Origin of the sequence: Pedobacter africanus, assembly GCF_040548825.1 — a bacterium.
Classification (GTDB): Bacteria; Bacteroidota; Bacteroidia; order Sphingobacteriales; family Sphingobacteriaceae; genus Pedobacter; species Pedobacter africanus_A.
Genome location: NZ_JBEPSL010000004.1, coordinates 407,045 through 433,542 on the forward strand (window position 1 = coordinate 407,045; position 26,498 = coordinate 433,542).

Genomic DNA, 26,498 nt, shown 5'->3' on the forward strand with positions numbered 1-26,498 from the left:
GATTTAAGGGTACATTCTTTCCATTTCGCGGCCGGTGGTTTCCATGCGGTGCTTCATGATCTGGTTGTAATCTCCATAGGTACTGTACCAATGAGGCTGGTCCAACCCTTTTTCCCATTGGGCAAGACTGCCCAGCATTTGCTTTACTTTAGCCGGGTATTTTGCAGCAAGGTTCTTTGTTTCGGAAATATCCCTGCCCAGGTTAAAGAGCAATACGTTTTTGATGCTGTCCTTTTCTTTTATACGGATCAGTTTCCAGTTTCCTTCCCTCATGGCTGCGGCTACCCCTCTTCGCCAGTAAAGGGCTTTATGCGGCTCTTTTTTATTACCTGCGCTCAGGTAAGGCAGCAGGTTTACCCCATCCAGTTTTTTTGTCCCTTTCTGTTTACCATTTCCGGCGGCAATGGCGGTTGGCAGGATATCTAAAGCGCTTACCGGCCTGCTGTCGGTCTTTCCGGCAGCAATATGTCCTGGCCATTGCATCATCATGGCTACGCGGATCCCGCCTTCCCATTTGGAACCTTTCATGCCCCGCAGTGGTCCGTTGTCTGAAGAGTTTACCGTAGCCCCGCCATTGTCGTTGATGAAAATAACCAGTGTGTTTTTGTCCAGTTTGTTTTGTTTCAATGTGGCCATTACCTTTCCTATACCGTCATCCAGCGAGGTCATCATGGCTGCATAAGCCCTTCTACCGCTGTCGGGAATATTGCTGAAACGTTCCATCAGGTCTTTCCTCGCGTTCATGGGGGTGTGGACTGCATTGTAAGAAAGGTACATGAAAAAAGGCCGGGCCTTATTTTCCGTGATAAATGAAGCTGCTCTATCCGTAAGCATGTCTGTGAGGTAGGTAATCTCGTTTTCCGGCACAACTACTTTGTTATTGTATAGCGCATGTTCCATGGTTCTTTTGCCCTTATAGCCAAAAAAATCACGGTGCCCCCCGGTGAAGCCGTAAAACTCATCAAAGCCGCGGTTCAGGGGGAAATGCTTTTCTTCATCGCCCTGATGCCATTTACCTATGGCAATAGTTCTGTAACCATTGGACTGCATTTCATTGCCTATGGTTTTTTCGGTGGGGTCCATCCCCACATCCGTTTTCTGATAGCCCGGAGCAAGCACATTGGAAGTATTGTGTTCAAAACCAAAGCGCTGCTGGTAGCGTCCGGTTAAAATACCAGCCCTGGATGGCGCGCATACAGAAGCCGAAACATAGGCATCGGTAAAACGTACACCCTGCTTTGCAATGGCATCAATATTTGGGGTCGGGATCTGCCTGCCTCCGTAGCAGCCAAAATCTATATATCCGGCATCATCGCTTACAATGACGATGACATTGGGTTTGGCCGATGGCCTGACCTGTGCTATAGCCCCTGTTACACATAGGGCTAAGAAAAATACAGCTATCTTCTTCATTTTACATTTTTCTTTTGATTTTGTTGAACCAGTTCTACCGCCGATACCAGTCCGTCTTTGCACCGGATGTCCAGCTGGGTGTTACCATCCTTATCTACCGTTGCTTTTACAAGCTCATCATTGTTCCGGGCTGTTGCCCATTCTCCTTTAATGCGTAGGGTAACAACAGAAGGCCTGGCGGGCGATCTGTACCAGCTCCTGGAGTAAATGCTCACTTCTTTTCTTTTGCCGGAAGCATCTTTCGGACTGTCATCCGGCCCTTCATAGAAAGCGAGATCGGGGTCGGTAACCGACATGGAGAGTTTAGCGCCCTTATGCTGATACATGAGCAGACAAGCTTTGCTGTTGCTGATCAGCAGCGAATCGTTGAGCACCTTATTGCTGCCAAAAATCGCCGTAGCCGTAATCTGCTGCGCCGCATACCATACCGAATGGGCAATGCTGTCCTGCTGCAATACCCGGTGTACAGGAGCTTTACTCTTCATTCTTAAACTCATTTTTTCCAACTGCTGTTTGTCTGTCTTTACCAGCATGGCGTATTCATAGCCCGCGTTTAGAGGTGCATTTCCGTGCTCGAGGGTCAATTTAGCAAAATTACCGCTGGTTTCGCGGGCATCTTTCTGGTCGCGTGACAGCTGCCGGTCTTTGCTGAGCACCGCATTTTCTGCATCAGGGATATAATATCCTATGTTCCTGTTGTCCATTACCGTCATGCCTTTTCCTCCCTTATTTTCTTTATATGGGAAAGTGTTTACTTCAATTCCATTTACCACAACAGGATCACTGGTACGCTTCAGGTAATTCTGAAAAAGGGTGGTCTGTGTGGGATATTCAGCAATGCTGTTACAGATATCGGAACCCAGGCATATCACCAGGCTATCAAACATAAACCAGGACTTGGTAGCCCTGAAACTGCCCATATCGTACTTGTCGTGCCCGTGCAGCTTCATGGCAAACATTCCCTGCTGCTTAAACGTGGTTCCTCCGGCAAAGGGTTCATCAGAGATCAGCATTTCTTCAATGCCGCTAAAGTCATCGGCATTGATAATGTTCGCCCTTAGTTTATCCATTGGCAGCTGAAGTGTAGTAGTGCCCGGAATGTTGTTCCAGTTCCAGCCCTCATCTTTAAAATTACTGCCATCATCTGTTTTGCTTTGCGGAAACAAAACTTCCAGCTGCCCATAGGCCAGGTAACGCCCATACATATTGGCCCCCGGGTACGACTCATGGCTGATGAAATAGCGGTTATGCCCGCGCAGGGTCAGGAGCCAGTCCTGCCGGCGGTGGATGTCCAGGAGGCCATAGTTTAAGTTCCAGTGCCCATGCGGATAAGCTGCCGGCGTAATGTGCATATTTTTAAAAGCAGTGGTCCACTGGCTGCGTTTTCCCTCGTTCAGCCTCAGGTATATTGCTGCCATCAGGGTATCGGCTTTCAGCTTTCCATCCGGTGTTCCGGCCATGGCCATCCAGGCATAAGGCATATCGGCAATGCCCCAGTTGCCCGTTGGATGCCTGCCAGATAAACTTACAGGCCACTTAAAAGGATTGGTATAATAGTGCATCATCAGCAGGCTGTTCCTTAAGCTCTCATGGGCAGGCTGCTGCATGCGGAATGAAGTGCCGCTAAGCACATAGACTATGGGTGCAATACCGGTGTAGCCTCCGATTCCGTAGGCAGGATAAAGGTTGCCATGATGAAACACAGCGCCGTCTGGTTTAAAAGCCCCTTCGATGGTATGGTCGGGAACCACGTTTTTCGACAACCAATTGGAATAGCTGTGCAGGTAACGTAATTTTTCCGGTGAATCATCCAGCATTAAAACCGCTGAAAGCATACTGCCCAGCAGGGTATTGAATACATCTATGTTTGATGATGGCAGGCTATCGGGATGCTGCAGTGTGCGGCCCAGACCGCTAAACCAGCTCATGCTTTTAAAAGTCCGGTCCAGCTTACCTTCTTTTTTGATCAGGTCTTTCATCAGCCAACAGGCGGTGTAAAATCCTTCCAGGTTATAGCCATGGTGATGCAAAGCACCCATCCCGCTGCCATAAGCCCAGCCCTGATCGTCCAGATGATCCAGCAGATCCATAAAAATATTTTCAAGCCGGTGCTGCTCCCCGGCATCTTTTGAGCTGGCACAGGCCTGGGCTACCTGCAGCATAAATTGCGAATAACGTTTGATCCCTGACAACCTGTTTGCTTCTTTTACGCTTTCAGTTGGCGACAAGGACAGCAGCTCCGTGTCGTTCATCGAATACACAGGCCTGCCGGTTATATTTTGACCATCCCTACGGATGTTCCAATAGGCAAATTCTTTCTCTATTGCCGGCAGCACAGTCTTCACTTTGTCTTCTGCTGGCAGTACCTGCTCCCGGTACCGTTTGCTGATCGTGGCCAGCTCTGTTATTTCTTTACCGGTGATACTTTTTGCCAGGGGCAGATAACCCGGCGTATGGCTAAAGCTATACAAGGCATTCCAATGGGCATTGGCAGCTTTGTCTGCCTCCGGGTTGATAAAAGGCAACTGTTCGTCGCGCATGGGCGACCGGGGGTTAATGGTCACATTATACATCAGCTGATCTATAAAAAGGGTTCCCTTCTTCAAAGCTGCCGGGGCCTGTACCTCCAAAGTATTCATGCCTGGTTCAGGTTTACCGTTCATGTCGCGGTGATACATTACCCATGCAGTACGCCAGCCTTTAAAGTTCAGCTTAAATTCAAAGGTGCATGCCGTTTGTCCTTCCACGCCAAACTTAAACAGCAATTTATCATTCAAAGGTGCTTCATTATATACCCACACTACAAAAGTACTGCGTGGATTGCCGGCTACCCGGCTCAATGCTTCGTTCTTTAGCTTAAGCAAACTTTTGCCGCCTTCCTGCCAGTCCCACTGCACGCTTTGCCGGCCCAGTTTAAAATGGCGTTGGGAAAGCGATAAGCTTCCATTAACTGCCTGCCAGTTTTTGGGAATATTTCCCTCACAAATGTCTGTCTGCACCTGGGCATAGCTATTTGCTGTAGCAGTCAATAGCAATAAAAAAACAAACCATAAGCGTTTCATATCTGGTCTTCTTCTGGAATTGATGTTCATACAGATCCAAATATTGGCTTTAATTTACCCAATAGCGGTCACAGATCGGTTCAAATGGGGGTACTAATCTGTTTTTTGGGAATAGTCTGAAGGAGCGGTACCAAATTGTTTGCGGAATTCCTTGCTGAAGTATTTTCTATCGTTAAAACCTACGGAATAGGCTACTTCTGCAATGTTCATTTTATGATCTGATAACAATTGTGCAGCTCTTTTGAGTCGCTGCGATTTGATAAAATCTGTAATAGAGAGGCCGGTAAGTGCCTTGATCTTTTTATACAGCACCGTCTGGCTCATGCCAATATCTTCTACCAGGCTGGCTACATTGAAGTCCGGGTCTTCCATCTTATCCTCTACCAGCTGCATCAACCTGTTTAGAAATTTCTCATCGGGCGACACCATTTCCAGCTTCCTGGGATTAAGCATGATCTGCCGCACATACTTTTGCTTCAGTTCTTCACGTCCGTTTAAAAGGTTGCGGATGCTCAGTTCCAGTACCTGTATGCTAAAGGGTTTGGTGATGTAGACGTCGGCCCCTGCTTCGAGCCCATGTACCTGCTGCAGCTGTGAAGCCATAGCGGTAAGCATAATTACCGGGATATGGTTTGTCCGTTCCTCCTGTTTCAGCCGGGCACAAAGCTCCAGACCGTTCAGCTCCGGCATCGTAACATCGCTGACGATGAGGTCCGGGACATGCTCAAGGGCCGTTTCCCATCCCTGCAAACCGTTCATACTTTCCAGGATATGGTAAGTATTTTGAAGGGATTGTACAATAAAACCTCTCAGCTCGTCATTGTCCTCTGCCACCAGTACGGTGTATTTTTTTTCAACAGGGCTTTCTGCAACTGCAATGGTTACCTGCTGTTCGGGCAGTACCATTTTATCGGACAGCGCTGCTAAGTTATCCGGCGCAGCCGATAGCTCATCTGCATTAAAATGGTCTTTTCCCAGCGGAAGCTTAACTGTAAGGCTTGTTTTGCCATTTCGGCCTTCAAGAGCCTGTTCACTCTCTACCGAGATCTGCCCTTTGTGCAATTCTACTATGTTTTTAACCAGCGCCAGGCCTATCCCCCAGCCTTCGGCACTTGCTGCACCCGATTTAACCTGGTAAAAATTGGTAAAAATCTTGTCCTGAAGTTCTGCAGGGATCCCCACGCCGGTATCTGTGATGGCAATGATGGCCTGGCCCTGTGCTTCGCTTACCGTAAAAGTTATTTTCCCCCCATCGGGTGTATATTTAAAAGCATTGGAAAGAATATTGTAACAAACTTTCTCCATCTGGCTAATGTCGTAGTATACCAGGAGCCGCGCGCTGCTGCAATTGAAATGATAGTCTATATGCTTTATTTCTGCCAGGCCTGCATAGGAATCATAAATACCGCGACAAAAAGCAACCAGGTCATTTTCGGATACCTGCAGACTGACATTCCCACTCTCTATCTTTCTGAAATCGAGCAATTCGCTGATCAGGCCCAGCAAACGGTCTGTATTTCTTTTAATACCCAGGAGTTGCTGGTTTACCGTATTGTTTTCTGTTGTCAGTCTGATCAGTTTCTCCAGCGGAGCGAAGATCAAAGTTAAGGGGGTACGGATCTCGTGCGAAATCCTGGTAAAGAAGTCCAGCTTCATCTGGTAAAGCTCCTGCTGCCGCTCATTGTTCAGGTGCTCGTAATAAAGTTCAGATTCCAGTCGTTGCTGCCGCCTGGTAAAACGAAGTACAAAATAAAGTACTGCAGCGCCCGCAATGAAATACAGAAGGTAGGCCCACCAGGTTTTCCACAAAGGCGGAAGTATCCTGATTTCCAGGCTGGCGGGTGTACTGTTCCACAAGCCATCGTTATTGCTTCCTTTTACCAGGAGTTTGTATTTCCCTGCCGGTAAATTGGTATAGGTTGCTGTCGGGATGTTCACATAGTTCCAGTCTTTCTCAAAACCTTCCAGCTTATAGGCATATTTGTTGCGCTGCGGCTGTATGTAATTGAGGGCAAGAAAATCTACAGAAAAAATATTCTGGCTGGCGGCAAAGGTAACCACCTTTGCAAAACTGATGTCTTCCTTGAGCAAATGATCGGGCCCGTCAATAAGTACAGGTTTATTGAACAGCTTAAGGCCCGAAAAAACAATTTTGGGCACAAGGGTATTTTCCCTGATGTCGCCCGGTGTGAAAGCGACCAGCCCATTGTAGCTCCCGAAATACAATTTACCATTCTTATCCTTGTAGGCCGAGTTGATGTTGAACTCATTTGCGGGAAGCCCGTCGCCTGTATTGTAGTGCTTAAAAGACTTTCTGCGCAGATCAAACTTGATCAGGCCCCGGTCCGTACTGATCCAAAGATTGCCATCGTTATCTTCCAGCAGATCGATGATGTTGTCGCTGGCCAGGCCGTTTGCACGGTTATAAGTACTGAAAGAACCGGTTTTTGGATGGTACAAACTTAGTCCGCCCCGCATGGATCCGATCCAGATGTTACCACGACTGTCTTCCAGCATACAGCTGATCTGATTGGATTTAAGACTGTCCTTATGCTTGTCGTTTCTTAAAAAGACCTTGAACTGCTTCGCGCCGGGCCTCAGCAGGTTGAGCCCCCGGGGCGTACCTACCCATAAATTCTTTCTGGTATCCTGATAGGCAAACCTGATGTAGCCACTGCTCAGCCTTAAGCCTGCAGCAGGTTCAGAACTGATGACCTGGAAGGTCTCTTTTTGCGGATCGAAAATGTTCAGCCCTTTTGAAGAGGTACCCAACAGCAACCTGCCCTGGTCATCTTCCGAAATACTACTGATATAGCCGTAACTCAAGCCGCCGGCACGGGGCGGATAGTGCTTAAACTTACCACTTTCCGGATTAAAAAGTTCCAGTCCGCCCTGGTAAAGGCCAATCCAGATCCGGTCTTTACTATCCTTAAAAATTGCTTTAATGGTGTTATTGCTCAGGCTGCCTGGATCGCGTGGGTCATTTACGTATTTTTTGAAAAGGCCGGTCTTTACCTCAAAATAATTCAGTCCCTGCCCTTCAGTGCCAATCCACAGGTTGCCTTGCTTATCGGCTTCAATCACACTGATAATGTCACTGCTGATGCTGTTCCGGTATTTGTTGTATTTATAAATGGTAAATGGAATGGTATTGCGGTGCGTAACGTTTACCCCTCCAAACATGGTCCCGATCCATACCGAGCCCTGATCGTCTTCATAAATCTCTTTAATGGAGTTGTCGCTTAAACTTTTCCGGTTATCCGCATCATGTTTATAAATGGTAAAGCGAAGCGTTTCAGGATCCAGGACATTCAAACCATTCATGGTAGCTACCCATAGTTTCCCGTTTTTGCCGGGCAGTACCTTACGGATGATGTCGTTGCTCAGGCCATCAGGGTTCAGCGCATTGCTTTTAAACCTGATAAAGGAACCCGACTCGGGTACAAAGAGGTTCAGGCCTTCGGTTTCCGATCCTACCCAGATCCTGCCCTTGCGGTCTTCGGTCACCGTCCGTATGGAATTGCCGCTGATGCTTTTGGGATCGGCAGGGTTGTGATGAAAAGAACGGATCTGGTACCGGCCATTCTTTAAGGTCATTACGCTCAGTCCTTCCGTTGTACCCACCCAGATGTTGCCCCTGCTGTCTTCAAAAACAGCATAAACAGCGTTTCCGGCCAGGCCGTCTTTCTGGTAAAACTTTTTAAATTTTCTTGAAGAAGGCTCCTCCAGCATGCTCAGGCCAAGGTTGGTTCCAAACCACAACCTTCCTTTACTATCGGCCAATATGGAAAGCACGATCTTATCGCTGATGCCATGCGGATCTGCTGCATTAAAGGGAATACGCTCAAAAGCATCCTTTTCAGGGATGTACCGGTTAAGGCCATTCTGCGTACCTACCCACAGGTTTTTCTGTTTGTCTTCCAGCAGGGCATAAATATAATCCTCGGAACTAATGGAGGCTGGGTTCTCCGGATCGTTCCTGTAGATTTTTACGCCTTTGCCGTCGTACCTGTTCAGGCAATCGCGCGTGCCGAACCACATATAGCCCCTGCTGTCTTTACAAATGGCAAGCACCGTACTTTGTGAAAGGCCATTACTTACCGATAAATGATCAAAAGAAAGCTGGGCAAAGCTTTTAGCAGAAAAGCATAAGGAAATCAGCATCATGGCTGTCCTTATGGTCAGTATCCTGGCGGTTAAAAGCTTCCTCATTTGCTGCGAAAAATTTTTCCTATAACAAAATTACGGTTTTACCAATGGTTTTACCGCTCTCCTGTAAGCCATGTGCAGTTTTAAGGTTATCGGCTGTAAGTCCGTTAAGCGTGGTTGTCAGTGTATGTTTTAAGATACCTTCATCCAGTAAATCTGCCACCCGGTTCAAAATGTTATGCTGTTCCTGCATGTCGTCCGTCTGAAATGAAGAGCGGGTATACATAAACTCCCAGCTAAAGCTTACACTTTTGCTTTTCAGTTTGTTCAGGGCAACAGGCGTACCGGCGCCGGTAATGGAAGCAATATGCCCCTGTGGTTTAATCAAATCGGCCATGGCATCCCAATAGGCACTGGTATCTACAAAATCAAGAATAAAATCTACCATGCTGAATCCTGCGGCATTCATTGCTTCGGTCAGGTTGCGGTGATCTACAACCACATCAGCACCCATTTCCTTGCACCATTGTATGCTTTCGGGGCGCGATGCGGTAGCAATAACGGTAAGTCCGGCTATTTTTTTTGCCAGCTGTATAGCTATAGAGCCCACACCACCGGCGCCACCGATAATCAGCAGGCTTTTACCTTTGTCTTTTTCAGGACTGATGCGGATCCTGTCGAACAGGATCTCCCATGCCGTAAGTACGGTAAGGGGCATTGCGGCAGCTTCTGCAACTGTGAGCGACAAAGGCTTTTTTCCGGTAATCCGCTCATCCACCAATTGGTATTCGGCATTGCTCCCGCTGCGGTTAATGTCGCCCGCATAATATACCTCGTCTCCTTTTTTAAATAAGGTTACCCCGTCACCTACGGCTTCAACAACACCACAGGCATCCCAGCCAATTACCTTTGGCGTATCCAGCACGGTATCTTTAGCTGCGTTCTGCCGTATCTTAAAATCGACGGGGTTTACGCTAATGGCCTTGATCTTCACCAGCAGGTCCCGCCCCTCAGCATGGGGAACCGGGGTGTCAAATTCTACAAAACTGTCTTTTTCAGTAATGGGTAATGAAGTTTTAAATCCGATTGCTTTCATTTGTTTATCCTATATCCAAAGATAGGCAATTCAAGAGAAAAGGCTTATGCCTATATTTGCAACACATCACATCCATATGTCAAAATCTGCTGAACAACAAACACAGGTCTATGAAAGTACTTTCAGTTTCCTGAATGCGCTAAAAGACAACAACAACCGGGACTGGTTCAATGCCCATAAAGAAACGTTCCAAAAAGAACAGAGCCTTATTGAGGGCTTTGCCCAGGCTTTACTGGAAAAACTATCGGCACATGAAGTTTTAGAAACCCCTTCCGGCAAAAAAAGCCTGTACCGCATATACAGGGACACCCGCTTCTCGGCCGATAAAACGCCTTATAAAACACACTGGAGCGGCAGCTTTAAACGTGCTACCAGATACCGCAGGGGCGGATACTATTTTCAGATTGAACCCGGCAATAGTTTCATTGCAGGCGGGTTCTGGGGGCCGGTACCGGCCGATTTAAAACTTATCAGGGATGATATTGCCTTTGATGATGCCCCCCTAAGGAAGATCATCAGCAGTCCGTCATTTGTAGCCAATTTTGAAACGCTGAGGGGCGAGCAGCTAAAAACGGCCCCAAAAGGCTTTGACCAGGACCATGCAGCCATTGACCTTTTACGCTATAAACAGTTTTTGCTGCAGCGGCGCTTTACAGATAAGGAAGTTTTAGCAGATAGCTTTTTAACTGAGGCCAGCCTTACCTTTCAGGCCATGCGCCCCTTTTTCGATTATATGAGTGAGGTGCTGACCAGCGACAGCAATGGTTTATAAGCTCAATTCCATCAGCAAAGGGTAGTGATCGGACAGCTGATCAGTAACCTGATCCCTGACAATACGGATGTCGAGACAATCTTTTTTTAGTGCACCGTTCAGAAAAATATAATCCAGCCGGCCATATTGTTTGACGCCGTTTTCATATTTTTTTGTCGGATAGCTGAATTCCTTCACCTGTTTTTTAAATGCAAAGGCATCAGTAAACCCGGCTTCCAGGAGTTGCCGGATTACACCGTAACGCCTTTTGTATCCCTTTTCCTGGTAAAGCAGGCTATCTGTTGCAGCAAAAGCGTTCAGATCGCCCATGATCATCAGTTTTTCCTTTTTGGGAAGCGTACTGCTCCATGCCAGGATATTACTGATCTCTTCCTTACACTTTTCGTACGAGAAAGGCGACAAATGGGTAACCACCACATGATAGTGCTTTACCCTGGCACAGATATAGCCATGGTGCATGTTGTCGGTTACCTTCTGCACATTTACAATAGGATATTTTGAGGTGATGCCCATAGGCGCAGCCCGCTCTTTGGTCAGCAAAACTGCATAAGCGTGCCCATATCTTCTGGCCAGCCGTTCCAGCGAATCCTGAGTAAAAGTGCTCAGCTCCTGCATGGCAACCATGTCGGGATCGATACCTTTAACCCATTCTACAAATATTGCCGCCTGGGCCGGATTTTTCTGAAAACCTGTTAATACATTATAGTCTAATACCTTAAAGCGGCCCTGTGCCCGGGCGCTAAAAAAAAGTACAATTAACAAACAAATGTTACATATAATCTTTAATACATTCATCGTTATAGTCGGAGATAATACATATATTTACTGTTACCGAAGGTAGTATAATATATAACAGCAACAATTTCTGCTAATGAAAAAACTGAGATCAAAAGTAGTAAAAGCGCTCAAAAAAGAATTCACCTTTGAATGCACCATTTCTTCCCGAATGAACCAGGTCATCTTGTATGTAAGCAACATTGACTTTGAACAGCACCTAGGGAAACTGATACAGCAAACGCAACAGATCATTGATAAACATTTCCCGCAAAGAGAAGACAACCTTTGCCTGGTTATCCGGGAAATTGGCGGAGGCCACCAGAACATATTCAAGATATGGAAGCCTGCGGGTTATTAAAAACAGCCGGATAAAGTAGCATAAAGTTCTTGAGGAATAAAATACCTGTACATCATAATGAATTGCAGCCAGGTGGTATTGAGTTACTTCCCTTTACAGCTGTAGCCGGTGCGCCCAAAACCCCGCACAGGGACGATCATTATATGTTCATGCTGCAGCAAAAGGGAGCATCTGCCTGGACCATTGATTTTAAAGAATGGAAGCTGGAGCAAAACTGCCTGTGTTTTGTAGCACCGGGCCAGGTGCATCAGTACCTGGGCAGTAAAGCTGCTGAAGGCTGGTTGATTTTTGTAGAACAGCAACTGATCCCAGCCGAATACAGCGTAATTCTGGATACCTTTATGTACCACCATCAGGTGGTAAACCTCAGCAGCGGGACCCCGGTTTTTGCATTGGCCGACACCCTGTACAGATTTACCATAGAAGGGGAGCACCTGCTTTATCAATCTATCCTTCATGCATGCGTAAGTACTTTAACAGGCATGATTACAGCTGCTTTTATTCCTCAAAACCGTGTAAATGTGCTAACGGGCAGTCATAAATACCAACTCGTTATAGCCTTTAAAGCGCTCATTAAACAGCAATTTAAGGAAACCAAACAGGTTAAAGATTATGCAGCTCAGCTGAATATTACCCCCCTATATCTGAACGAGCTGAGCAAAGCGCTGACCGGATTTGTGGCCAGCTACTGGATTCAGAAAGAAACCCTGCTGGAAGCCCAGCGCCTGCTCTTTTACACCGATATGGATGTAAAAGAAATCGCCTTTGCACTGGGTTATGAAGACCATGCCTATTTTTCCAGGTTCTTCAAAAAAAATACCGGGACAACCGCTGGAACGTTTAGAAAAAACAACCATCGTTTGTCCAATCATAACCATTAAAAGCCAACCCTGATACTTCGAACCGCTTCCTAGTTTTGCAGCTGTAAACTCAAACAGTTGAGTAGTATGTTAATTATACCACAGATATGAATCAGGGAACAAAAAATTTCACAAAGACGATAAGTCCAATTATCATTTCCGTATTTGCGATCTACCTCTGCATAGGAATTACCTTAGGTACCATTCCTTCCTTTATTAAAAACGAATTGCATTACAGCAGTTGGATTGTAGGCGCAGTTATCGGGATACAATTTCTAGCCACTTTGCTAACAAGGGCCTATGCAGGAAAAATTGCAGATACCAAAGGCGCAAAAACGGGTAACCATTATGGCATACTAATGGCCATGCTTACCGGCCTCATTTACCTGGCCAGCGTGTTTTTTAAAGACAACCAGCTCCTGGCTTTACTGATTTTGTTTTTAGCAAGAATTATGCACGGTGTATCTGAGAGTCTGGCCATAACCGGAGCACTGACCTGGGGTATTGGCCTGGTAGGTCATCAGCAATCGGGCAAGGTAATGACCTGGAACGGGATTGCCATGTACGCGGGGATTGCATTGGGGGCTCCCCTGGCCATGTATTTACACAGTGTATCAGGATTGGGTTATGTATTTGCACTGATCCTGCTGCTGTCGGCCGCAAGCTGGCTTTTCACTATGGAACTGCCCAATTTACCGGTCGACCTGGCCCATCAGCGTACCCCCTTTTATAAAGTGATCGGAAAAATAGCTGATCAGGGATTGGCACTGGCATTTTCTTCTATTGGATTTGCATGCATCTCCTCTTTTATTGCCTTATTTTTTAAAGAAAGAAACTGGGTTAATCCATCATTGCCCTTCTTAACTTTCGGCGGGTTCTATATACTCACAAGAGTTCTTTTCTCCTCGTTCCCCGACAAATTTGGCGGTTACAAAGTCGCAATAGTATCCTTCCTTATCGAAATAGCGGGCCAGCTGCTCATTGGCTTTTCCAATTCAGAAGCAATGGCAATTGTAGGCTGCAGTCTTACCGGCATCGGGTTTTCACTGGTCTTTCCTGCATTGGGGGTACTGGCCATTCAAAAGGTAAGTCCGCAGATGCGTGGCACCGCCTTGGGCGCCTATGCTGCCTTTTTCGATGTATCACTGGGGCTTGCCGGGCCTATTGCAGGCGTTATTGCCGGACTGTACGGCTATCAATCTGTTTATTTTTTTGGCGCACTGAGTGCCTTACTATCCATTGTTGTGCTAAGCATCAGAAATAAAAAATAAAAACCATGGAAATTCAGAAAAAAATCATCCGTTCGGTCTTTAGTGTTGCCGAAAAAAAATACCTGACACCTCATTATATCCGCATCCTGTTTGCGATGACGGAAACCCAAATGGAAGATTTCCGGAACATTACGATTGGGGCCAACAATAAAATATTCATTCCGGTAAAAGGTGCAGCTGAGGAAGTCACACTCAGGAGGACCTATACCACCCGGAATATAGATTGGAAAACCCAAACCTTATGGATTGATTTTGTGGCGCATGGCGACAATAGCCCGGCATCTGCCTGGGCCATCAACGCACAAAAAGGGGATACACTGGAAATTGCCATGAAAGACAGCAAACGGCCTTTGGTTCCGGAACGGGACAATTACCTGCTGATTGGCGACATGACCGCCATGCCTGTAATTGCTGCAATCCTTGAACAGCTGCCTGCCCATGCCAAAGCAGAGGTCATCCTGGAGGTTTACCACAATCAAGATGAAATGAACCTGGTTTCTAAGGCTGATGTTACCTTAACCTGGTTACACAACCGGGAGCTGGATCATAGCAGCAGGCTGGCAGATACAGTAAAAAGCAATCCCCTGCCACTTTCCCATAGTTTTGTATTTATTGCGGCAGAATCTGATGCGGTAAAGGAACTGAAAACTTACTTCCGGGACAAACACAGTTGGGGAAAAGAGAATTGCAGCATTACCTCTTACTGGAAAAGAGGCAGATCAGAAGATGAGTCGGGTAATGAGCGGGCCATGGAAAGACAGGGTTAATTCCTGTTTTTTTACTAACTTAGGCACATAAAAACCCCTTTTTATGGCCCGTCATTATGTAACGATAAAGGATATTGCAAAAATTTTAAACATTTCTGTTTCTACGGTATCCAGGGCCTTAAGGGATACCTATGATGTGAACCAGGAAACCAAGGAAAAGGTACTGGCCCTTGCCGCAGAGTTAAATTACAAGCCCAACTTCAATGCAACCGGACTGGCGAAGGGCAGTACGCACAACCTGGGGGTAATCCTGCCATTTATTACCAATTACTATTTTTCTACGGTCATTACCGGTATTCAGGAAGTAGCTTACAATAACGGTTATAACATTATTCTGTTTGTCACCAACGACTCGCCCGAAAGGGAACTGGCCATTATGGAGAACCTCTCTGTTTCCAGTCTGGATGGTCTTTTGGTTTCCATTTCTTCAGATTCCGATTCCTGCAGCCATTTTCAGGAGATTGTAGATGAAGGCATCCCCGTGGTGTTCTTTGACCGGGTAGCCAGCGAAATTGATACCTCGAAAGTAATGCAGGATGACTACAACGGGGCTTTTGAAGCCGTAACACACCTGATTGAGAACGGGTATAAAAAAATAGCCCATATTGCAGGTCCTAAAGGGCTTAGCTTTACCGAAGCCAGGCTACGGGGCTACCTGGACGCATTGAAACAGCACAACATTGAGCCGAACGAGGATTGGGTAGTTTATTCGGGCTTTTCGCAAGAGCACGGAGAAGCCGATACCCGGCAGCTTTTGCAACTGCAACACCAGCCAGATGCCATTTTTGCTGTAAACGACAGAAAGGCGATTGGTGCTATGCTTACCCTTAAAAACAAAGGGATTAAAGTGGGTGAAGAATTTGGCGTAATTGGCTTTACCAATGATCCCATGTCAACAATTATCTCGCCCAGCTTATCGACCATTGCAGAACCCGCCTTTGAGATCGGAAAATTGAGCTGTGAGCTCCTCATCAAACACATCACCAAGAAATACTTTCATGCCGAAGAAATTGTATTGCCCGGCAAACTGATTGCCAGGGAATCCAGCAGCAGAAAAAACTAAGGGCGGCTGTAAACCAATTTGCCGTTTACGATGGTGTGCCGGATATTGATATCCTTGTCGAAAATCAGCACGTCGGCATCCTTGCCTGCAACCAGTGCACCTTTGCGGTGTTCCAGGCCCATGATACGCGCAGGTGTTTTGCTGATCATCCTTACCGCATCTTCCAGCGAAACCCCGGCCATTTGCACCATGTTCCGCACCAGCCGGTCAGCCGTAGCTACACTTCCTGCAAAAGAACTTCTGTCGGGCAGCTTGGCTACACCGTCTTCTATGATCACTTTCAAGCCGTTCTTTAAACTCCCCAATACACTATCACCTGGTGGCATTCCTGCAGCCCGCATGGCATCGGTAATGAGTGCAGTGCGTCCCGCGCCTTTTATTTTAAAGATCAGTTTTAACAGTGGTGCCGGCAAATGGACGCCATCAGCTATGATCTCCACATCCATTTCATCAATCAGGTAACCGCTTTCTACTACGCCTGCATAGCGGAAGCACTCGCGTCGGGTTACACCGGACATGCTGGAATAAAAGTGTGTAGCCAGTGTATAGCCATTTTCAAAGGCCTCGAGTACTTCCTCATAAATGGCATCTGTATGCGCTACTGCCGCCAGTACCCCATTTGATTTCAGGTACCTGCCAAATTCAATAGCCCCCTTTAATTCGGGCGCAGCACTCCACCTTTTGATCACATTGGTAGAGGCCAGTATTTCCTTGTATTCTGAAGGGTCAGGATCACGGATATACCGTGGGTCCTGTGCCCCCCTCTGGCTCAGCGCAAAATAGGGCCCCTCCAGGTGCATGCCTATAAAAGCCGCCCCCTTATGGTTTAGCTGATCGGCCTGCTCATAAATCCTCAGGGTTTCCAGCAGGTCTTCCTTTTCACTGGTTAACGTGGTTGGACACATGGCCGTAGTGCCATAACGGGCATGGGTTTCGGCAATGCCCAGAAACGCCTCTATGGTGTTGTCCATAAAATCGTGCCCCCCGCCCCCATGAATGTGCAGGTCTATAAAGCCCGGCGAGATGTAATCCCCCCCGGCATCAATTTCTTCCGCATCCGGAAAATCAGCGTTCCCTTCAATTATGGCCACAATCTTTCCGCCCTCAATCAGTACGGCAGCCTGTTTAATGATTTTATAGGGCGTAATGACCTGCCCATTGTATATTTTCAGCCTTTGGCTTTGCATATTTAACTTGAATATTCTGGTTTCCAGAGTTGTATGGTTTCTGTTTCTGCTGCTGTATTGCCCATATGAATGGCTATGGACGAATCTTTTGCTGTAGCTGCATTGGATAGTGGTTTAGCTTTGGTAAGGATACATTTTGCAAAATCCTTCAACGCATAAACCGTGGGTTCCAATGATTTTTCGCCCGGTTTTTCAAATACCAGCTCATTGCCTTTCCCCTGGGTGGTCACTGCAATGGTAGCCCCGGTAACCCCGTCTACCGTGCCCCTTTTGTTGTTCAGCACTTCCGGATAAATAAATGCCTTATCACGCTGTATTTCCAGGGTTGCTTTATCGCCCAGGATCCGGATCCCGTAGCCGTTATAAGCATTGGAAAGCACTGAGGTTACACTCACTTTTATGTCGTTCGGATATTCGTAAATGGCCCTGATGTTGTCGTAGGTATCCCTGCCGTCTTTCCAGTAATTTACACCGCCCATTGCAGTCACCTTTAATGGATGGGAATTGGTAAGGTAATGCACGGCATCAATGGCATGGGCGCACAATTCGGACAAGGGCCCGCCGCAATACTCTTTGTACATCCTCCAGTTGATGGCACGCTCCATCTTTGGATCAGTTACCGGAAAACGCCAGTTGGAGTTGCGGTTGTACTGGCATTCAAAATGGGTAACCTTTCCAAGCCAGTTCTGCTCCATCACTTCTTTTACCTTATGGTACAAACCAAAATAGCGGTACTGGTAGCCTACCTGGAAAACCAGGTTGGATTGGCGTACCTTTTTTTCCAGCGCAATGGCCTCGGCAATGTTGTACGACATGGATTTTTCGAGATATACATGCTTGCCTGCCGACAAAGCATCTGCAGCCATGGGGCAATGCAGGTAAAGTGGGGTAGCAATAATCACCGCGTCAATATTTTTATCTTCCAGCAGCTTACGGTAATCTGTATAGGCCCTGGCACCTTTGGCTGCCTGCTTTAGGCCGTTTTTAAGGTGTTCGGGTATGGGATCGCAGCAAGCTGTAACCTGTAGTTCCGGTATCCCGCCAATGAGCTTGATCAGGCCGGCGCCCCTTGATCCGGTGCCGATTACCCCTATCCTGATGCTGTCATTTCTGAAATGGCCCTGCGCTGCAGCAGGAAAGCCTGCATAGCTTAACGCTAAACCCGACAAAGCCAGGGCATTCCTGGTTAAAAATTGTCTTCTTGAAAGTTCTTCCGGTTTCATTGTTTTATCTCCTTTAGAAAACCATTTACAGCTTAAATTTAACGATTAATTGATTGAATTGACCAGTTTCTGATCTGGTAACCTTTAAATGCATAGAATACCAGGTACAGGTAACATGGGAACAGCACCCAATAGGCCGTCCGGAGGTCATATACATCAGCAAGGTAACCATAAAAAAGTGGCATAATGGCATTTCCGCAAAGCCCCATGATCATAATTGAAGCCCCCAGTTTGGTATACCTGCCCAGACCGTCGAGTGCAAGCGGCCATATACCTGCCCACACCAATGAATTTGCCAGTCCGAGCAGCACCACAAACCAGATGGAAATATCGGCCGTATGCCCCAGAATGCGAACCGGGCCATGTCCAAAAATGATCAGCAAAGTAAACACTGTACCCAGCAGGGTGCAAATGCGCAGCACATTTACCTGGCTGATGAATTTAGGGATGATCAGTATCCCTATGGTATAACCGCAAATGGTGGCAAACAGCGTATAGGATGGAAAAATTTTGGCTTCCAGCAGGTGGATGTTCATGGAACCTGCATAACCTATGATCGTGTCAATAGCGATAACCTGTGTGCCTACATGCAGAAATATGGCAACAGCACCCAGTATGAGGTGAGGGAACTGAAAAATACTGGTCTTGCCTGAATTGGCAGCTGCTACGTCCTCGCTTTCATGTTCGGTATCAATTTCCGGCAGGGGCGAGTAACGCACCATCAGGCCAAGCCCAACCAAAACCGCACCTACACAGGCATAGGGAACAATCACCCTCCTGATCAGTTCGTCGAGCGCGGCGCTCTTCTCTGCCGCATTCATTAAAGGCAATTGCTTAAAGAGTTCCCCATCGGTTGCCTTCAGTATTACCGCAGCAAACAATAATGGCGCCAGTATGCCTGCCCCTTTATTGCAAATGCCCATGATGCTGATGCGCTGGGCAGCCCTTTCCCTGGGGCCCAGAACCGTAATGTAAGGGTTAGCTGCAGTTTGCAATATGGCCAGCCCTGCACCCAAAGAAAACAAGCCCAACAGAAAAACTTCATAAGTGCGGGTCAGCGCAGCCGGCACAAATATAAACGCACCAAGGGCCATGGTCCAGAAACCGATCATCATCCCCTTTTTAAAGCCTACAGATTTTAAAAGAAAGGAGGAAGGTACAGACATGACAAAATATGAGATGTAAAAAGCGAAGGCCACCAGGTAAGATTCGAAATTGCTCAGTTCACAGGCGATTTTGAAATAAGGGATCAGGATGGCATTTATCCAGGATACAAAACCAAAGATAAAAAACAATAACCCGATAATGAGGATGGAAATCAAGGTATCGCGCTTGCTCAGGGAACCTACCGATACAGAAGAAACTGGTTGTTTGGCCATAGTTGATTGGTATATGATCTGAAAAACGAAACTAAGGATATCAGCAGAGAATAAAACACTACAGAACAGATAAATGAGCGGCAACGCTACCGATAACGTTCTCGCTGTTTTATTCAGTTTTTCACTCAGATTCTTAAAAGTCATTTAATAGCTTTGAAAAAAACTCATCATCAATAATCACACAATTAATGAAGAACAACAGGAGAGATTTTTTAAAACTGAGCGGTTTGGCAGGCCTCGGACTGGCCTCTTCCGGTATTTTATCGGGCTACAGCCCTGCTGAAAATCCGGGGCAGGACAATATCCTTAAACTGGCCAAAAGGGTACACAAGCAGGAGTTTAACATGAGCGGCTATGCCGCCCCTAAACTGGATACGGTGCGTATAGGTTTCATAGGCCTGGGCAACCGTGGTGCCGCAGCTGTAAAACGCATGGCCAGAATTGCCGGTACCAGCATCAATGCGCTGTGCGACCTCCGTCCGGAAAAAACCGCTGCATCGCTTGATAATTTAAAAAAGACCGCACACAAGCCCGTGGTTTACACCGATAAGGAAGAAGCCTGGAAAAAACTCTGCGAGCGCGACGATATTGACCTCATTTATATAGCTACTCCCTGGGAACTGCATACACCCATGGCGGTGTATGCCATGAACCATGGCAAGCACGTATGTACCGAAGTACCTGCCGCAACCACACTTGATGAATGCTGGCAGCTGGTGCAAACTTCTGAGCGCACAAAAAAGCATTGCATGATGCTGGAAAACTGCTGCTATGACTTCTTTGAAATGCTTACCCTGAACATGGCCAGACAAGGTTATTTTGGGGACATCATCCATTGCGAAGGTGCCTACATCCACGACCTGCTGGAGGGGAATTTTTCTAAGACCAAGTATTACGACATGTGGAGGTTGAAGGAAAACATTAAACATAAAGGCAACCTATATCCTACCCATGGGCTTGGCCCGATATGCCAGGTAATGAACATCAACCGCGGCGATAAAATGGATTACCTGGTGTCGGTTTCTTCCAATGACTTCATGATGAACGAAATGGCCAAAGAACTGGCCGCCAAAGATGCCTTTTTTAAACCTTATGTAGGCAAAACCTACAGGGGCAACATGAGCACCACTACCATAAAAACGCAGCTGGGCCGCACCATTATGGTGCAGCACGATGTGACCTCGCCAAGGCCGTACTCCCGTTTGCACCTCATTAGCGGAACCAAGGGCACCGCCCAGAAATACCCGCTGCCGGCACGCATCTCCAACAGTCATGAAGGCTGGCTTTCTGAAGCTGAGTTCAAAGCTGTGGAGCAGAAATACACCCCTAACCTGGTCAGGAAGATTGGTGAGATGGCCAAAGCGGTAGGCGGGCACGGCGGAATGGACTTTCTGATGGACTGGCGTACCATAGATTGCCTGAGAAACGGATTGCCTTTAGACCAGGATGTTTACGATGCCGCATTGTGGAGCTCCATATTGCCGCTGAGCGAGTGGTCTGTGAACAACCGTTCAAATTCTATTGATGTTCCTGACTTTACGGGGGGATCCTGGAAGCAGAATTTACCTGTAGACATTTCCCTTTCAAAGGGCGGCACCACAGGAGTTATTTAAGCAGAAAAACAAACTACCTGAACTGCCCCTTTTTGGGGAGAACGGGTAGCTATTGCCCTTAAAACCGGCAGAAGAATTACATAAATCATTGAAAACACGAATACAATAAAATGGAAACAAGCGTAACAAACAGTCCTGAAGAACTGGGAATTGCCGCCGGAAAGGCTGCGGCAGACCTGATCAGGGAAACCATCGCCAGCAATGGCAAAGCGAACATTATCCTGGCCACAGGGGCGAGCCAGTTTGAAACTTTAAACCAGCTGATCAAAGAAGATATTGACTGGAGTAAGGTAACCATGTTCCATCTGGATGAATATATTGACCTGCCGGAATCTTCTCCTGCCAGTTTCAGGAAATACCTGAAAGAACGCTTCCTTGAAAAAGTTTCGCCCTTAAAAGCGGTATATCTTGTTAATGGCGAGAACAACCCTGAAGCCGAATGCAAACGCCTGGGCGAGATCATTCAGCAAAACCCTATAGATGTGGCATTGGTGGGCATCGGCGAAAACGGGCACCTGGCCTTTAACGATCCTCCTGCAGATTTTGACACGCATGTGCCTTACCTGGTGGTGAACCTGGACGAGCAATGCCGCAAGCAGCAATTTGGAGAAGGATGGTTTAAAAGCATTGACGATGTACCTACGCAGGCCATCAGCATGTCGGTTCAGCAGATCCTGAAATCCAAACACATCATCTGCTCTGTGCCCGACCGCAGAAAGGCCCAGGCGGTAAAGGATAGCCTGGAGCAGCCGGTAAGTAATAAATACCCCTCCAGTATTTTACAGCTACACCCAGACTGCAGGTTCTATTTCGATAAGGCATCGGCAGAACTGCTTTCAGTGGTATAATAAAAAAGCTCTTCTAAACGAAGAGCTTTTTTATTATTAGTCAGTCAAATTAGCTGATTATTAAGTGATTTTAACTGGCTAACGGAAATATAGTCTAACCACAAAAATATTTTATTTACTGTGTGGATAGCCATTGCTGCAAATCAGTAGCCCCAAGCTTTGCGTTGCCCTGAGGTACCAGGCCATCATGGGGAACAGGGCCGCCAAAATACTCGCTTTTATTGTTCGTGATTACCTGTTTAGTGCTGTCCTTTTCCCTTAAATATGCGGCAAAAAATTCGCTGAGTGAATGGCGCTGAGGACCGGCAATTTCCACAATACCGTTAGCTGGTGCAGAAAGCGCCAGTTCAGTCACAAAAGAAGCAACATCTTCAGCAGAAATCGGTTGAAATTCAACATCTGAAACATGCACTTCATTGTCCTTGGTAGCCGCACCTACCAATGCCGGGATGAACTCCAGAAACTGCGTACTCCTGATAATCGTATAAGGCAATTCTGACTGCCTGATCAGGTTTTCCTGCGCCAATTTAGCACGCATATACCCCAGGTCCTGCATGCGGTCTACCCCAACAATTGATACAGCAAGGTGGTGCTTAACACCTGCATTGGTTTCAGCGGCCATCAGGTTGCGGCCAGAGTTTTCAAAAAACTCCAGTACAGGCCCGTCTTCAAATGATGGTGAATTGGAAAGATCGATCACAATGTCCGTTCCGTTCATTGCCTCCGCAAGTCCTTCTCCTGTAATGGAATTCAGGCCTGTAGAAGGTGAGCCCGCAATAACGCTATGACCAAGCTGGCGAAGCTTACCCGCAACTTTTGTTCCTATAAGTCCTGTACCGCCAATGATTACAATTTTCATGTCTTTAATTTTTAAGTGATTTGTTTTATGTCAACTGACTCATAAAAGTCCATTTTAATGCCAAAACAACAACCTATTGAATTACAATCAATTAAACATAAGTACCAGAATAATTTTCACGATATATAGTGAAATCACTTTACAAGTCACTTTATAAAGTGAGATAAAAAGCGAACGGGAAGTTAATTGCTAAAATAATCTGCTTTATGAATTTGCAATTTCTTGATTTTAGAATGAAGCGTATTGCCGGGTATGCCAAGTATTTCTGCCGCACCACCAGTGCCAGAGATCTTTCCACTGCAGCGTTTCAATACTTCTATAATATAAGTCCTTTCGACTTCTTCCAACGAACGGTTGCCCGGCAATTCTGACAATTGAACACTACCGATGGAATCATCTGGCAAATAAATTTCACGTACCGTATGATCATTGGCCAGCAATACACTACGCTCCATCACATGCTCCAATTCACGCACATTGCCGGGCCACAAATAGCTCCGCAATTGTTGCATTACCTTAGGTGATATCCTGGTCACTTTCCTTCCTGTAGTCTTAGCGTATTTACTCAGGAAAAATTCCGTGAGTGCGTCAATATCTTCAATCCGATCCCTTAAAGGAGGAAGTTTGATGGGAAACACATTTAGGCGGTAAAAAAGATCAGACCTGAAACGTCCCGCCCTTACTTCCTCCTCCAGATCACGGTTAGTAGCGGCGATCACCCTAACATCCAGCTTAATGGTTGTCTTTCCACCAACCCTTTCCATTTCCCTTTCCTGCAGTACCCTCAACAATTTAACCTGCGCCTCCATAGGCATTTCACCGATTTCATCGAGAAACAATGTGCTGTTATTGGCCAGCTCAAATTTACCGATCCGCCGCTCAACCGCCCCCGTAAAAGCTCCGCGTTCATGGCCAAACAATTCACTTTCAATCAGATTTGCAGGCATTGCTGCACAATTTAACTTGATCATCAGCTTATCTTTGCGCAGTGATGCGTTGTGTACCGCACGCGCTACCAGCTCCTTTCCTGTACCTGTTTCCCCACAGATCATCACCGTAGAATTGCTTTCTGCAACAAGCGAAATCAGACGATACACCTGCTGCATCTGTTTTCCACTACCAATCATTTCTGAAAAGTTATAAATGGTCCTGATCTGTTCTTTCAAATAATCATTTTCGTCTTCCAGTCTTTTCCTGTATGCTGATATCTTTTCACTGGCCTTTATATTCGAAACAGCAGTAGAAATCTGGGCGCAAATGCCTTTGAACAGCGGCATGCTAAGGTGGTCGGCAAGCATCCAGATTGTGCCCAGTATTTGATCCCCAACCTTTAGCACGGCTGCATACATATTCTTAAACCCGGTTTTCCCCCAGAGTGCCGCATATTGCTTATGCGCTGTCTGCATCTGTTCCTCAACATTCAGAACAAGCGCCCCGCTACTTTTCAGCACCAATGCGGTATAATGTTCATCGGTGGTAATCTTTTGTTCAGAAAGCTTGTCAAAATCACTAACCAGTCCTTCAAACAGACTTTTATCAAACATGTAGGGGCTAAGGTGCTGCCCATCATCGTCGATGAGCCGCAGCATTGCCAGCTTGGTATTCAGCAGCCGGTCCAGCACTTTAAAAACAGCTGTTTCCAGATCTGCCTTGGCCATAACACCAGCAATATCATTGGAGAAATCCAGCAAAAAGGATTGCTCCTGCTGTTTCCGTAGCAGCTCCTCATTGGCCATAATATTATTCATGGCCACAGCAATCTGGGCACAGATGCCTTGCAGAATAGGGATATTGATCTCATCTATACTTAGCCACAAAAGCCCGATATTCACATTTCCATTACGTAACGCAATACCCACCATAGTCTTAAACCCCATATCCTGCCAGAGGTCCAGGTATTTGGATTTAATCCCACGCTCGGCTTCCCTGCTAACGCTGAACAGTAAGGGGATATAGCTATCCAGCACCCTGTTCTGCAGGCCATCATTTATGGGAAATTTAGCAGACAACACTTCCTTGAGTAAAGACGGGTTACCTCTGGCGGTTCCCGGATCGTAAACATAGGCACTCATGGTGAGGTCATCTTCATTTATTTTTCTGATTACATAACCGCCCTCAGGAGTAAGTTTGCGCAATGTTGTACGCACAACAACAGCGAGGTCTTCTTTAGTGCGCACAGATGTCATGTCATTACTAAAATCCAGCAGGAAAGATTTTTCCTCCTCTTTCTTCCTGATGTCTTCATTTTTAATGATGTTGGATACCGCACTTGACAGCTGCGACGAAATACGCCTGATAATATCCTTAAAGTCCTGTGTAAAACTGTCTGTCCGATCTGAATAAATATGAATAAATCCTATTGGTTTATCTGCATTCATCAGCTTCATCATCAAGACTTGTTTTACGCCCATATCATAATTTGCACGCAGAAATACAGGACTCTGAGGATGTGCCATCTCATCTTCCAATTCAAAAATCACAGGATAATCCGTCTCCAGTACCGATTTAATAAAAGGTTCATCCAGAGAAAATCTGGCATTGACGAGTAACGCATAGTCAGGATGTGTCCTTATCGGTGAAGATTCGTGGTCTAAAAGAAAAGGTTTATAGGTATCATCCAGCACGTCTATCAGCGTGATCATGGTGTGGGTAAAATAAAACAGACCCTTTATCCGCTTTGAGAATAGCGTAATGAGGTCATTCTTCTCTCTTACACGTGTAATATCATTGCCCAACTCTAAAAGGATCTGTCGTTGTTTCTCTAAAAAATTCTCATGTTGTAAATGCCTTGTCATAGAATCAGCTTTAGTATCCACTGCAGGATGTGACGTGGCCCCGATAGGCATGGTATAGTGTTTAGCAATACAAACATAATAATAAAAAGGAATTATTTTATACTGCTTCAGAGTTGCATATGCTTCCTTGCGTCCCGGAAATCAATGGTTTCTGAGTTCTAATCCAAAGCCCGCTTGCCAGCGCAGGCCAACTTACTCCCAGTCCATAAATATTAAGTTGCAGGGGTCGCCCTTATAGCTGCATGTATGGCCAAGGATTTGCGGTCCTGAAGTAAGCCTATTACTTCCCAGCCTGAGGTGTTGTAATCTTTAGGCAGCTTGATTCCTATTTTCCCACTGCCAGATTGCTGCAGGGGGAAAGTCTGCATGCTTCTTACAATCTGAGCATGAGTTAAGGTACGGCCTTCATTCTCGCCACGTTTAATCTGGTGCACCGCGTTTTTTTGAACCAGGGCAATCAGGAGCTCGTCATCCTGCGTATTTCCACTGACCTGATAGTTCAATTCCAGTGTGCTGTTTTTAAGGGCACCGGAAAGCTTTAGGCTGCTTTCAGGACTACCACTAAGCGCACTTGCAAGTGCAAAATCCAGTGCCGGGCGATTGGATCCAACGAATTCTGTCTTACCGTTGACCACTACCTGCGGGGTGTAAACCTGTGCACGGAGTTTGCTAGCATACTGATACTGGCGTTTGCTGAAATCAGGATTGCTGAACACATCCCTCCAGCCTTGGTGGTCCCAGTAATCAACATGGTATGCCAGTACGTAAACAGGCTTATCACCCGCCTGTTGCTGCACTTGTGCCAGCAGTTCGTCAGCTGCCGGGCAGCTGGAGCAGCCTTCGGAAGTAAAAAGTTCCAGAACAACAAAACCGTCGCCTTTAATGGTTTTTGAGATAGATGATTTAGAGGCCATGGACCGGCTTGCCAGCGTGGCGACCAGTACCAGGACTATAGCCAGCGTACTGAGAATGCTTAAATGGATCGTTTTCATAATTTGAATCTTTA

General features: G+C 46.5%; 19 protein-coding genes. 8 read left to right on the forward strand and 11 right to left on the reverse strand.

The window, feature by feature from the left end; genetic code table 11:
- Positions 1-3: 3 nt before the first annotated feature.
- The 4 genes from ABIE26_RS21335 to ABIE26_RS21350 form a co-directional block, all read right to left on the reverse strand.
- Positions 4-1,413, reverse strand: coding sequence for a sulfatase (locus tag ABIE26_RS21335; RefSeq protein ID WP_310145573.1), 1,410 nt, complete (start codon positions 1,411-1,413; stop codon positions 4-6).
- Positions 1,410-4,505: a chondroitinase family polysaccharide lyase gene (locus ABIE26_RS21340; RefSeq protein ID WP_310145575.1), complete on the reverse strand. Its 3,096-nt coding sequence runs from the start codon at positions 4,503-4,505 to the stop codon at positions 1,410-1,412. Before ABIE26_RS21340 ends, ABIE26_RS21335 begins: the two co-directional genes overlap by 4 nt.
- Positions 4,506-4,568: 63 nt before the next feature.
- Positions 4,569-8,687: a hybrid sensor histidine kinase/response regulator transcription factor gene (locus ABIE26_RS21345; protein ID WP_310145577.1), complete on the reverse strand. Its 4,119-nt coding sequence runs from the start codon at positions 8,685-8,687 to the stop codon at positions 4,569-4,571.
- Positions 8,688-8,706: 19 nt separating this feature from the next.
- On the reverse strand, positions 8,707-9,720 hold the full coding sequence (locus ABIE26_RS21350; protein WP_310145579.1) for a zinc-binding alcohol dehydrogenase family protein: 1,014 nt from the start codon (positions 9,718-9,720) through the stop codon (positions 8,707-8,709).
- A gap of 46 nt (positions 9,721-9,766) precedes the next feature.
- On the opposite strand from ABIE26_RS21350, the gene ABIE26_RS21355 reads away from it, so the two are divergent.
- Positions 9,767-10,492 (forward strand): DUF2461 domain-containing protein, encoded by a 726-nt coding sequence (locus ABIE26_RS21355; protein WP_354376252.1) that lies wholly within the window; start codon positions 9,767-9,769, stop codon positions 10,490-10,492.
- On the opposite strand, the gene ABIE26_RS21360 is transcribed toward ABIE26_RS21355, so the two are convergent.
- Positions 10,487-11,287, reverse strand: a complete 801-nt coding sequence (locus ABIE26_RS21360; RefSeq protein ID WP_310145583.1) for an endonuclease/exonuclease/phosphatase family protein — start codon at positions 11,285-11,287, stop codon at positions 10,487-10,489. The genes ABIE26_RS21355 and ABIE26_RS21360 overlap by 6 nt on opposite strands.
- 76 nt (positions 11,288-11,363) lie before the next feature.
- On the opposite strand from ABIE26_RS21360, the gene ABIE26_RS21365 reads away from it, so the two are divergent.
- The 5 genes from ABIE26_RS21365 to ABIE26_RS21385 all read left to right on the forward strand — a co-directional run bounded on the left by ABIE26_RS21365 (position 11,364) and on the right by ABIE26_RS21385 (position 15,588).
- Entirely contained in the window at positions 11,364-11,627 is a 264-nt protein-coding gene (locus ABIE26_RS21365) for a hypothetical protein (RefSeq protein WP_310145585.1), read from the forward strand.
- 29 nt (positions 11,628-11,656) lie between these two features.
- Complete coding sequence (locus ABIE26_RS21370; RefSeq protein ID WP_310145587.1) at positions 11,657-12,508, forward strand: AraC family transcriptional regulator; 852 nt, start codon at positions 11,657-11,659, stop codon at positions 12,506-12,508.
- Positions 12,509-12,594: 86 nt separating this feature from the next.
- A complete protein-coding gene (locus ABIE26_RS21375; protein WP_310145589.1) occupies positions 12,595-13,758 on the forward strand; it encodes an MFS transporter in 1,164 nt (387 codons plus the stop codon).
- 5 nt (positions 13,759-13,763) lie between these two features.
- The gene (locus tag ABIE26_RS21380) at positions 13,764-14,525 is read left to right on the forward strand and encodes a siderophore-interacting protein (protein WP_310145591.1); all 762 of its coding nucleotides are present in this window, start codon (positions 13,764-13,766) and stop codon (positions 14,523-14,525) included.
- A gap of 43 nt (positions 14,526-14,568) precedes the next feature.
- Complete coding sequence (locus tag ABIE26_RS21385; protein WP_310145593.1) at positions 14,569-15,588, forward strand: LacI family DNA-binding transcriptional regulator; 1,020 nt, start codon at positions 14,569-14,571, stop codon at positions 15,586-15,588.
- Here ABIE26_RS21385 and nagA read toward each other — a convergent pair.
- The 3 genes from nagA to ABIE26_RS21400 are packed head-to-tail and all read right to left on the reverse strand — an operon-like array spanning position 15,585 to position 19,377.
- Positions 15,585-16,775, reverse strand: a complete 1,191-nt coding sequence (gene nagA, locus ABIE26_RS21390; RefSeq protein WP_310145595.1) for an N-acetylglucosamine-6-phosphate deacetylase — start codon at positions 16,773-16,775, stop codon at positions 15,585-15,587. The genes ABIE26_RS21385 and nagA overlap by 4 nt on opposite strands.
- A gap of 2 nt (positions 16,776-16,777) precedes the next feature.
- Positions 16,778-17,998 (reverse strand): Gfo/Idh/MocA family protein, encoded by a 1,221-nt coding sequence (locus ABIE26_RS21395; RefSeq protein WP_310145597.1) that lies wholly within the window; start codon positions 17,996-17,998, stop codon positions 16,778-16,780.
- Between the two features lie 38 nt (positions 17,999-18,036).
- Positions 18,037-19,377, reverse strand: coding sequence for a sugar MFS transporter (locus ABIE26_RS21400; protein WP_310145715.1), 1,341 nt, complete (start codon positions 19,375-19,377; stop codon positions 18,037-18,039).
- A 188-nt stretch (positions 19,378-19,565) separates the two neighbouring features.
- On the opposite strand from ABIE26_RS21400, the gene ABIE26_RS21405 reads away from it, so the two are divergent.
- The gene (locus tag ABIE26_RS21405) at positions 19,566-20,990 is read left to right on the forward strand and encodes a Gfo/Idh/MocA family protein (protein WP_310145599.1); all 1,425 of its coding nucleotides are present in this window, start codon (positions 19,566-19,568) and stop codon (positions 20,988-20,990) included.
- Positions 20,991-21,100: 110 nt separating this feature from the next.
- Positions 21,101-21,838 carry a glucosamine-6-phosphate deaminase gene (locus ABIE26_RS21410; protein ID WP_310145601.1) on the forward strand — a complete coding sequence of 246 codons (738 nt, stop codon included), beginning with the start codon at positions 21,101-21,103 and terminating at the stop codon, positions 21,836-21,838.
- A gap of 115 nt (positions 21,839-21,953) precedes the next feature.
- Here ABIE26_RS21410 and ABIE26_RS21415 read toward each other — a convergent pair whose 3' ends face one another.
- The 3 genes from ABIE26_RS21415 to ABIE26_RS21425 form a co-directional block, all read right to left on the reverse strand.
- The gene (locus ABIE26_RS21415; RefSeq protein ID WP_310145603.1) at positions 21,954-22,697 is read right to left on the reverse strand and encodes an SDR family oxidoreductase; all 744 of its coding nucleotides are present in this window, start codon (positions 22,695-22,697) and stop codon (positions 21,954-21,956) included.
- 182 nt (positions 22,698-22,879) lie between these two features.
- Positions 22,880-25,492, reverse strand: a complete 2,613-nt coding sequence (locus ABIE26_RS21420; RefSeq protein WP_310145604.1) for a sigma-54-dependent Fis family transcriptional regulator — start codon at positions 25,490-25,492, stop codon at positions 22,880-22,882.
- 212 nt (positions 25,493-25,704) lie between these two features.
- On the reverse strand, positions 25,705-26,484 hold the full coding sequence (locus tag ABIE26_RS21425; RefSeq protein WP_310145605.1) for a DUF1223 domain-containing protein: 780 nt from the start codon (positions 26,482-26,484) through the stop codon (positions 25,705-25,707).
- Between the last annotated feature and the right edge of the window lie 14 nt (positions 26,485-26,498).

What these genes read in the sequence shown, in the direction of transcription:
- ABIE26_RS21380 (WP_310145591.1), top strand. Translation starts at nt 13,764, where the DNA reads ATGGAAATTCAGAAAAAAATCATCCGTTCGGTCTTTAGTGTTGCCGAA.
- ABIE26_RS21395 (WP_310145597.1), bottom strand. Translation starts at nt 17,998, where the DNA reads ATGAAACCGGAAGAACTTTCAAGAAGACAATTTTTAACCAGGAATGCC.
- ABIE26_RS21335 (WP_310145573.1), bottom strand. Translation starts at nt 1,413, where the DNA reads ATGAAGAAGATAGCTGTATTTTTCTTAGCCCTATGTGTAACAGGGGCT.
- ABIE26_RS21385 (WP_310145593.1), top strand. Translation starts at nt 14,569, where the DNA reads ATGGCCCGTCATTATGTAACGATAAAGGATATTGCAAAAATTTTAAAC.
- ABIE26_RS21420 (WP_310145604.1), bottom strand. Translation starts at nt 25,492, where the DNA reads ATGACAAGGCATTTACAACATGAGAATTTTTTAGAGAAACAACGACAG.
- ABIE26_RS21345 (WP_310145577.1), bottom strand. Translation starts at nt 8,687, where the DNA reads ATGAGGAAGCTTTTAACCGCCAGGATACTGACCATAAGGACAGCCATG.
- ABIE26_RS21350 (WP_310145579.1), bottom strand. Translation starts at nt 9,720, where the DNA reads ATGAAAGCAATCGGATTTAAAACTTCATTACCCATTACTGAAAAAGAC.
- ABIE26_RS21355 (WP_354376252.1), top strand. Translation starts at nt 9,767, where the DNA reads ATGCCTATATTTGCAACACATCACATCCATATGTCAAAATCTGCTGAA.
- ABIE26_RS21425 (WP_310145605.1), bottom strand. Translation starts at nt 26,484, where the DNA reads ATGAAAACGATCCATTTAAGCATTCTCAGTACGCTGGCTATAGTCCTG.
- ABIE26_RS21400 (WP_310145715.1), bottom strand. Translation starts at nt 19,377, where the DNA reads ATGGCCAAACAACCAGTTTCTTCTGTATCGGTAGGTTCCCTGAGCAAG.
- ABIE26_RS21365 (WP_310145585.1), top strand. Translation starts at nt 11,364, where the DNA reads ATGAAAAAACTGAGATCAAAAGTAGTAAAAGCGCTCAAAAAAGAATTC.
- ABIE26_RS21410 (WP_310145601.1), top strand. Translation starts at nt 21,101, where the DNA reads ATGGAAACAAGCGTAACAAACAGTCCTGAAGAACTGGGAATTGCCGCC.
- ABIE26_RS21360 (WP_310145583.1), bottom strand. Translation starts at nt 11,287, where the DNA reads ATGAATGTATTAAAGATTATATGTAACATTTGTTTGTTAATTGTACTT.
- nagA (WP_310145595.1), bottom strand. Translation starts at nt 16,775, where the DNA reads ATGCAAAGCCAAAGGCTGAAAATATACAATGGGCAGGTCATTACGCCC.
- ABIE26_RS21340 (WP_310145575.1), bottom strand. Translation starts at nt 4,505, where the DNA reads ATGAACATCAATTCCAGAAGAAGACCAGATATGAAACGCTTATGGTTT.
- ABIE26_RS21415 (WP_310145603.1), bottom strand. Translation starts at nt 22,697, where the DNA reads ATGAAAATTGTAATCATTGGCGGTACAGGACTTATAGGAACAAAAGTT.
- ABIE26_RS21375 (WP_310145589.1), top strand. Translation starts at nt 12,595, where the DNA reads ATGAATCAGGGAACAAAAAATTTCACAAAGACGATAAGTCCAATTATC.
- ABIE26_RS21405 (WP_310145599.1), top strand. Translation starts at nt 19,566, where the DNA reads ATGAAGAACAACAGGAGAGATTTTTTAAAACTGAGCGGTTTGGCAGGC.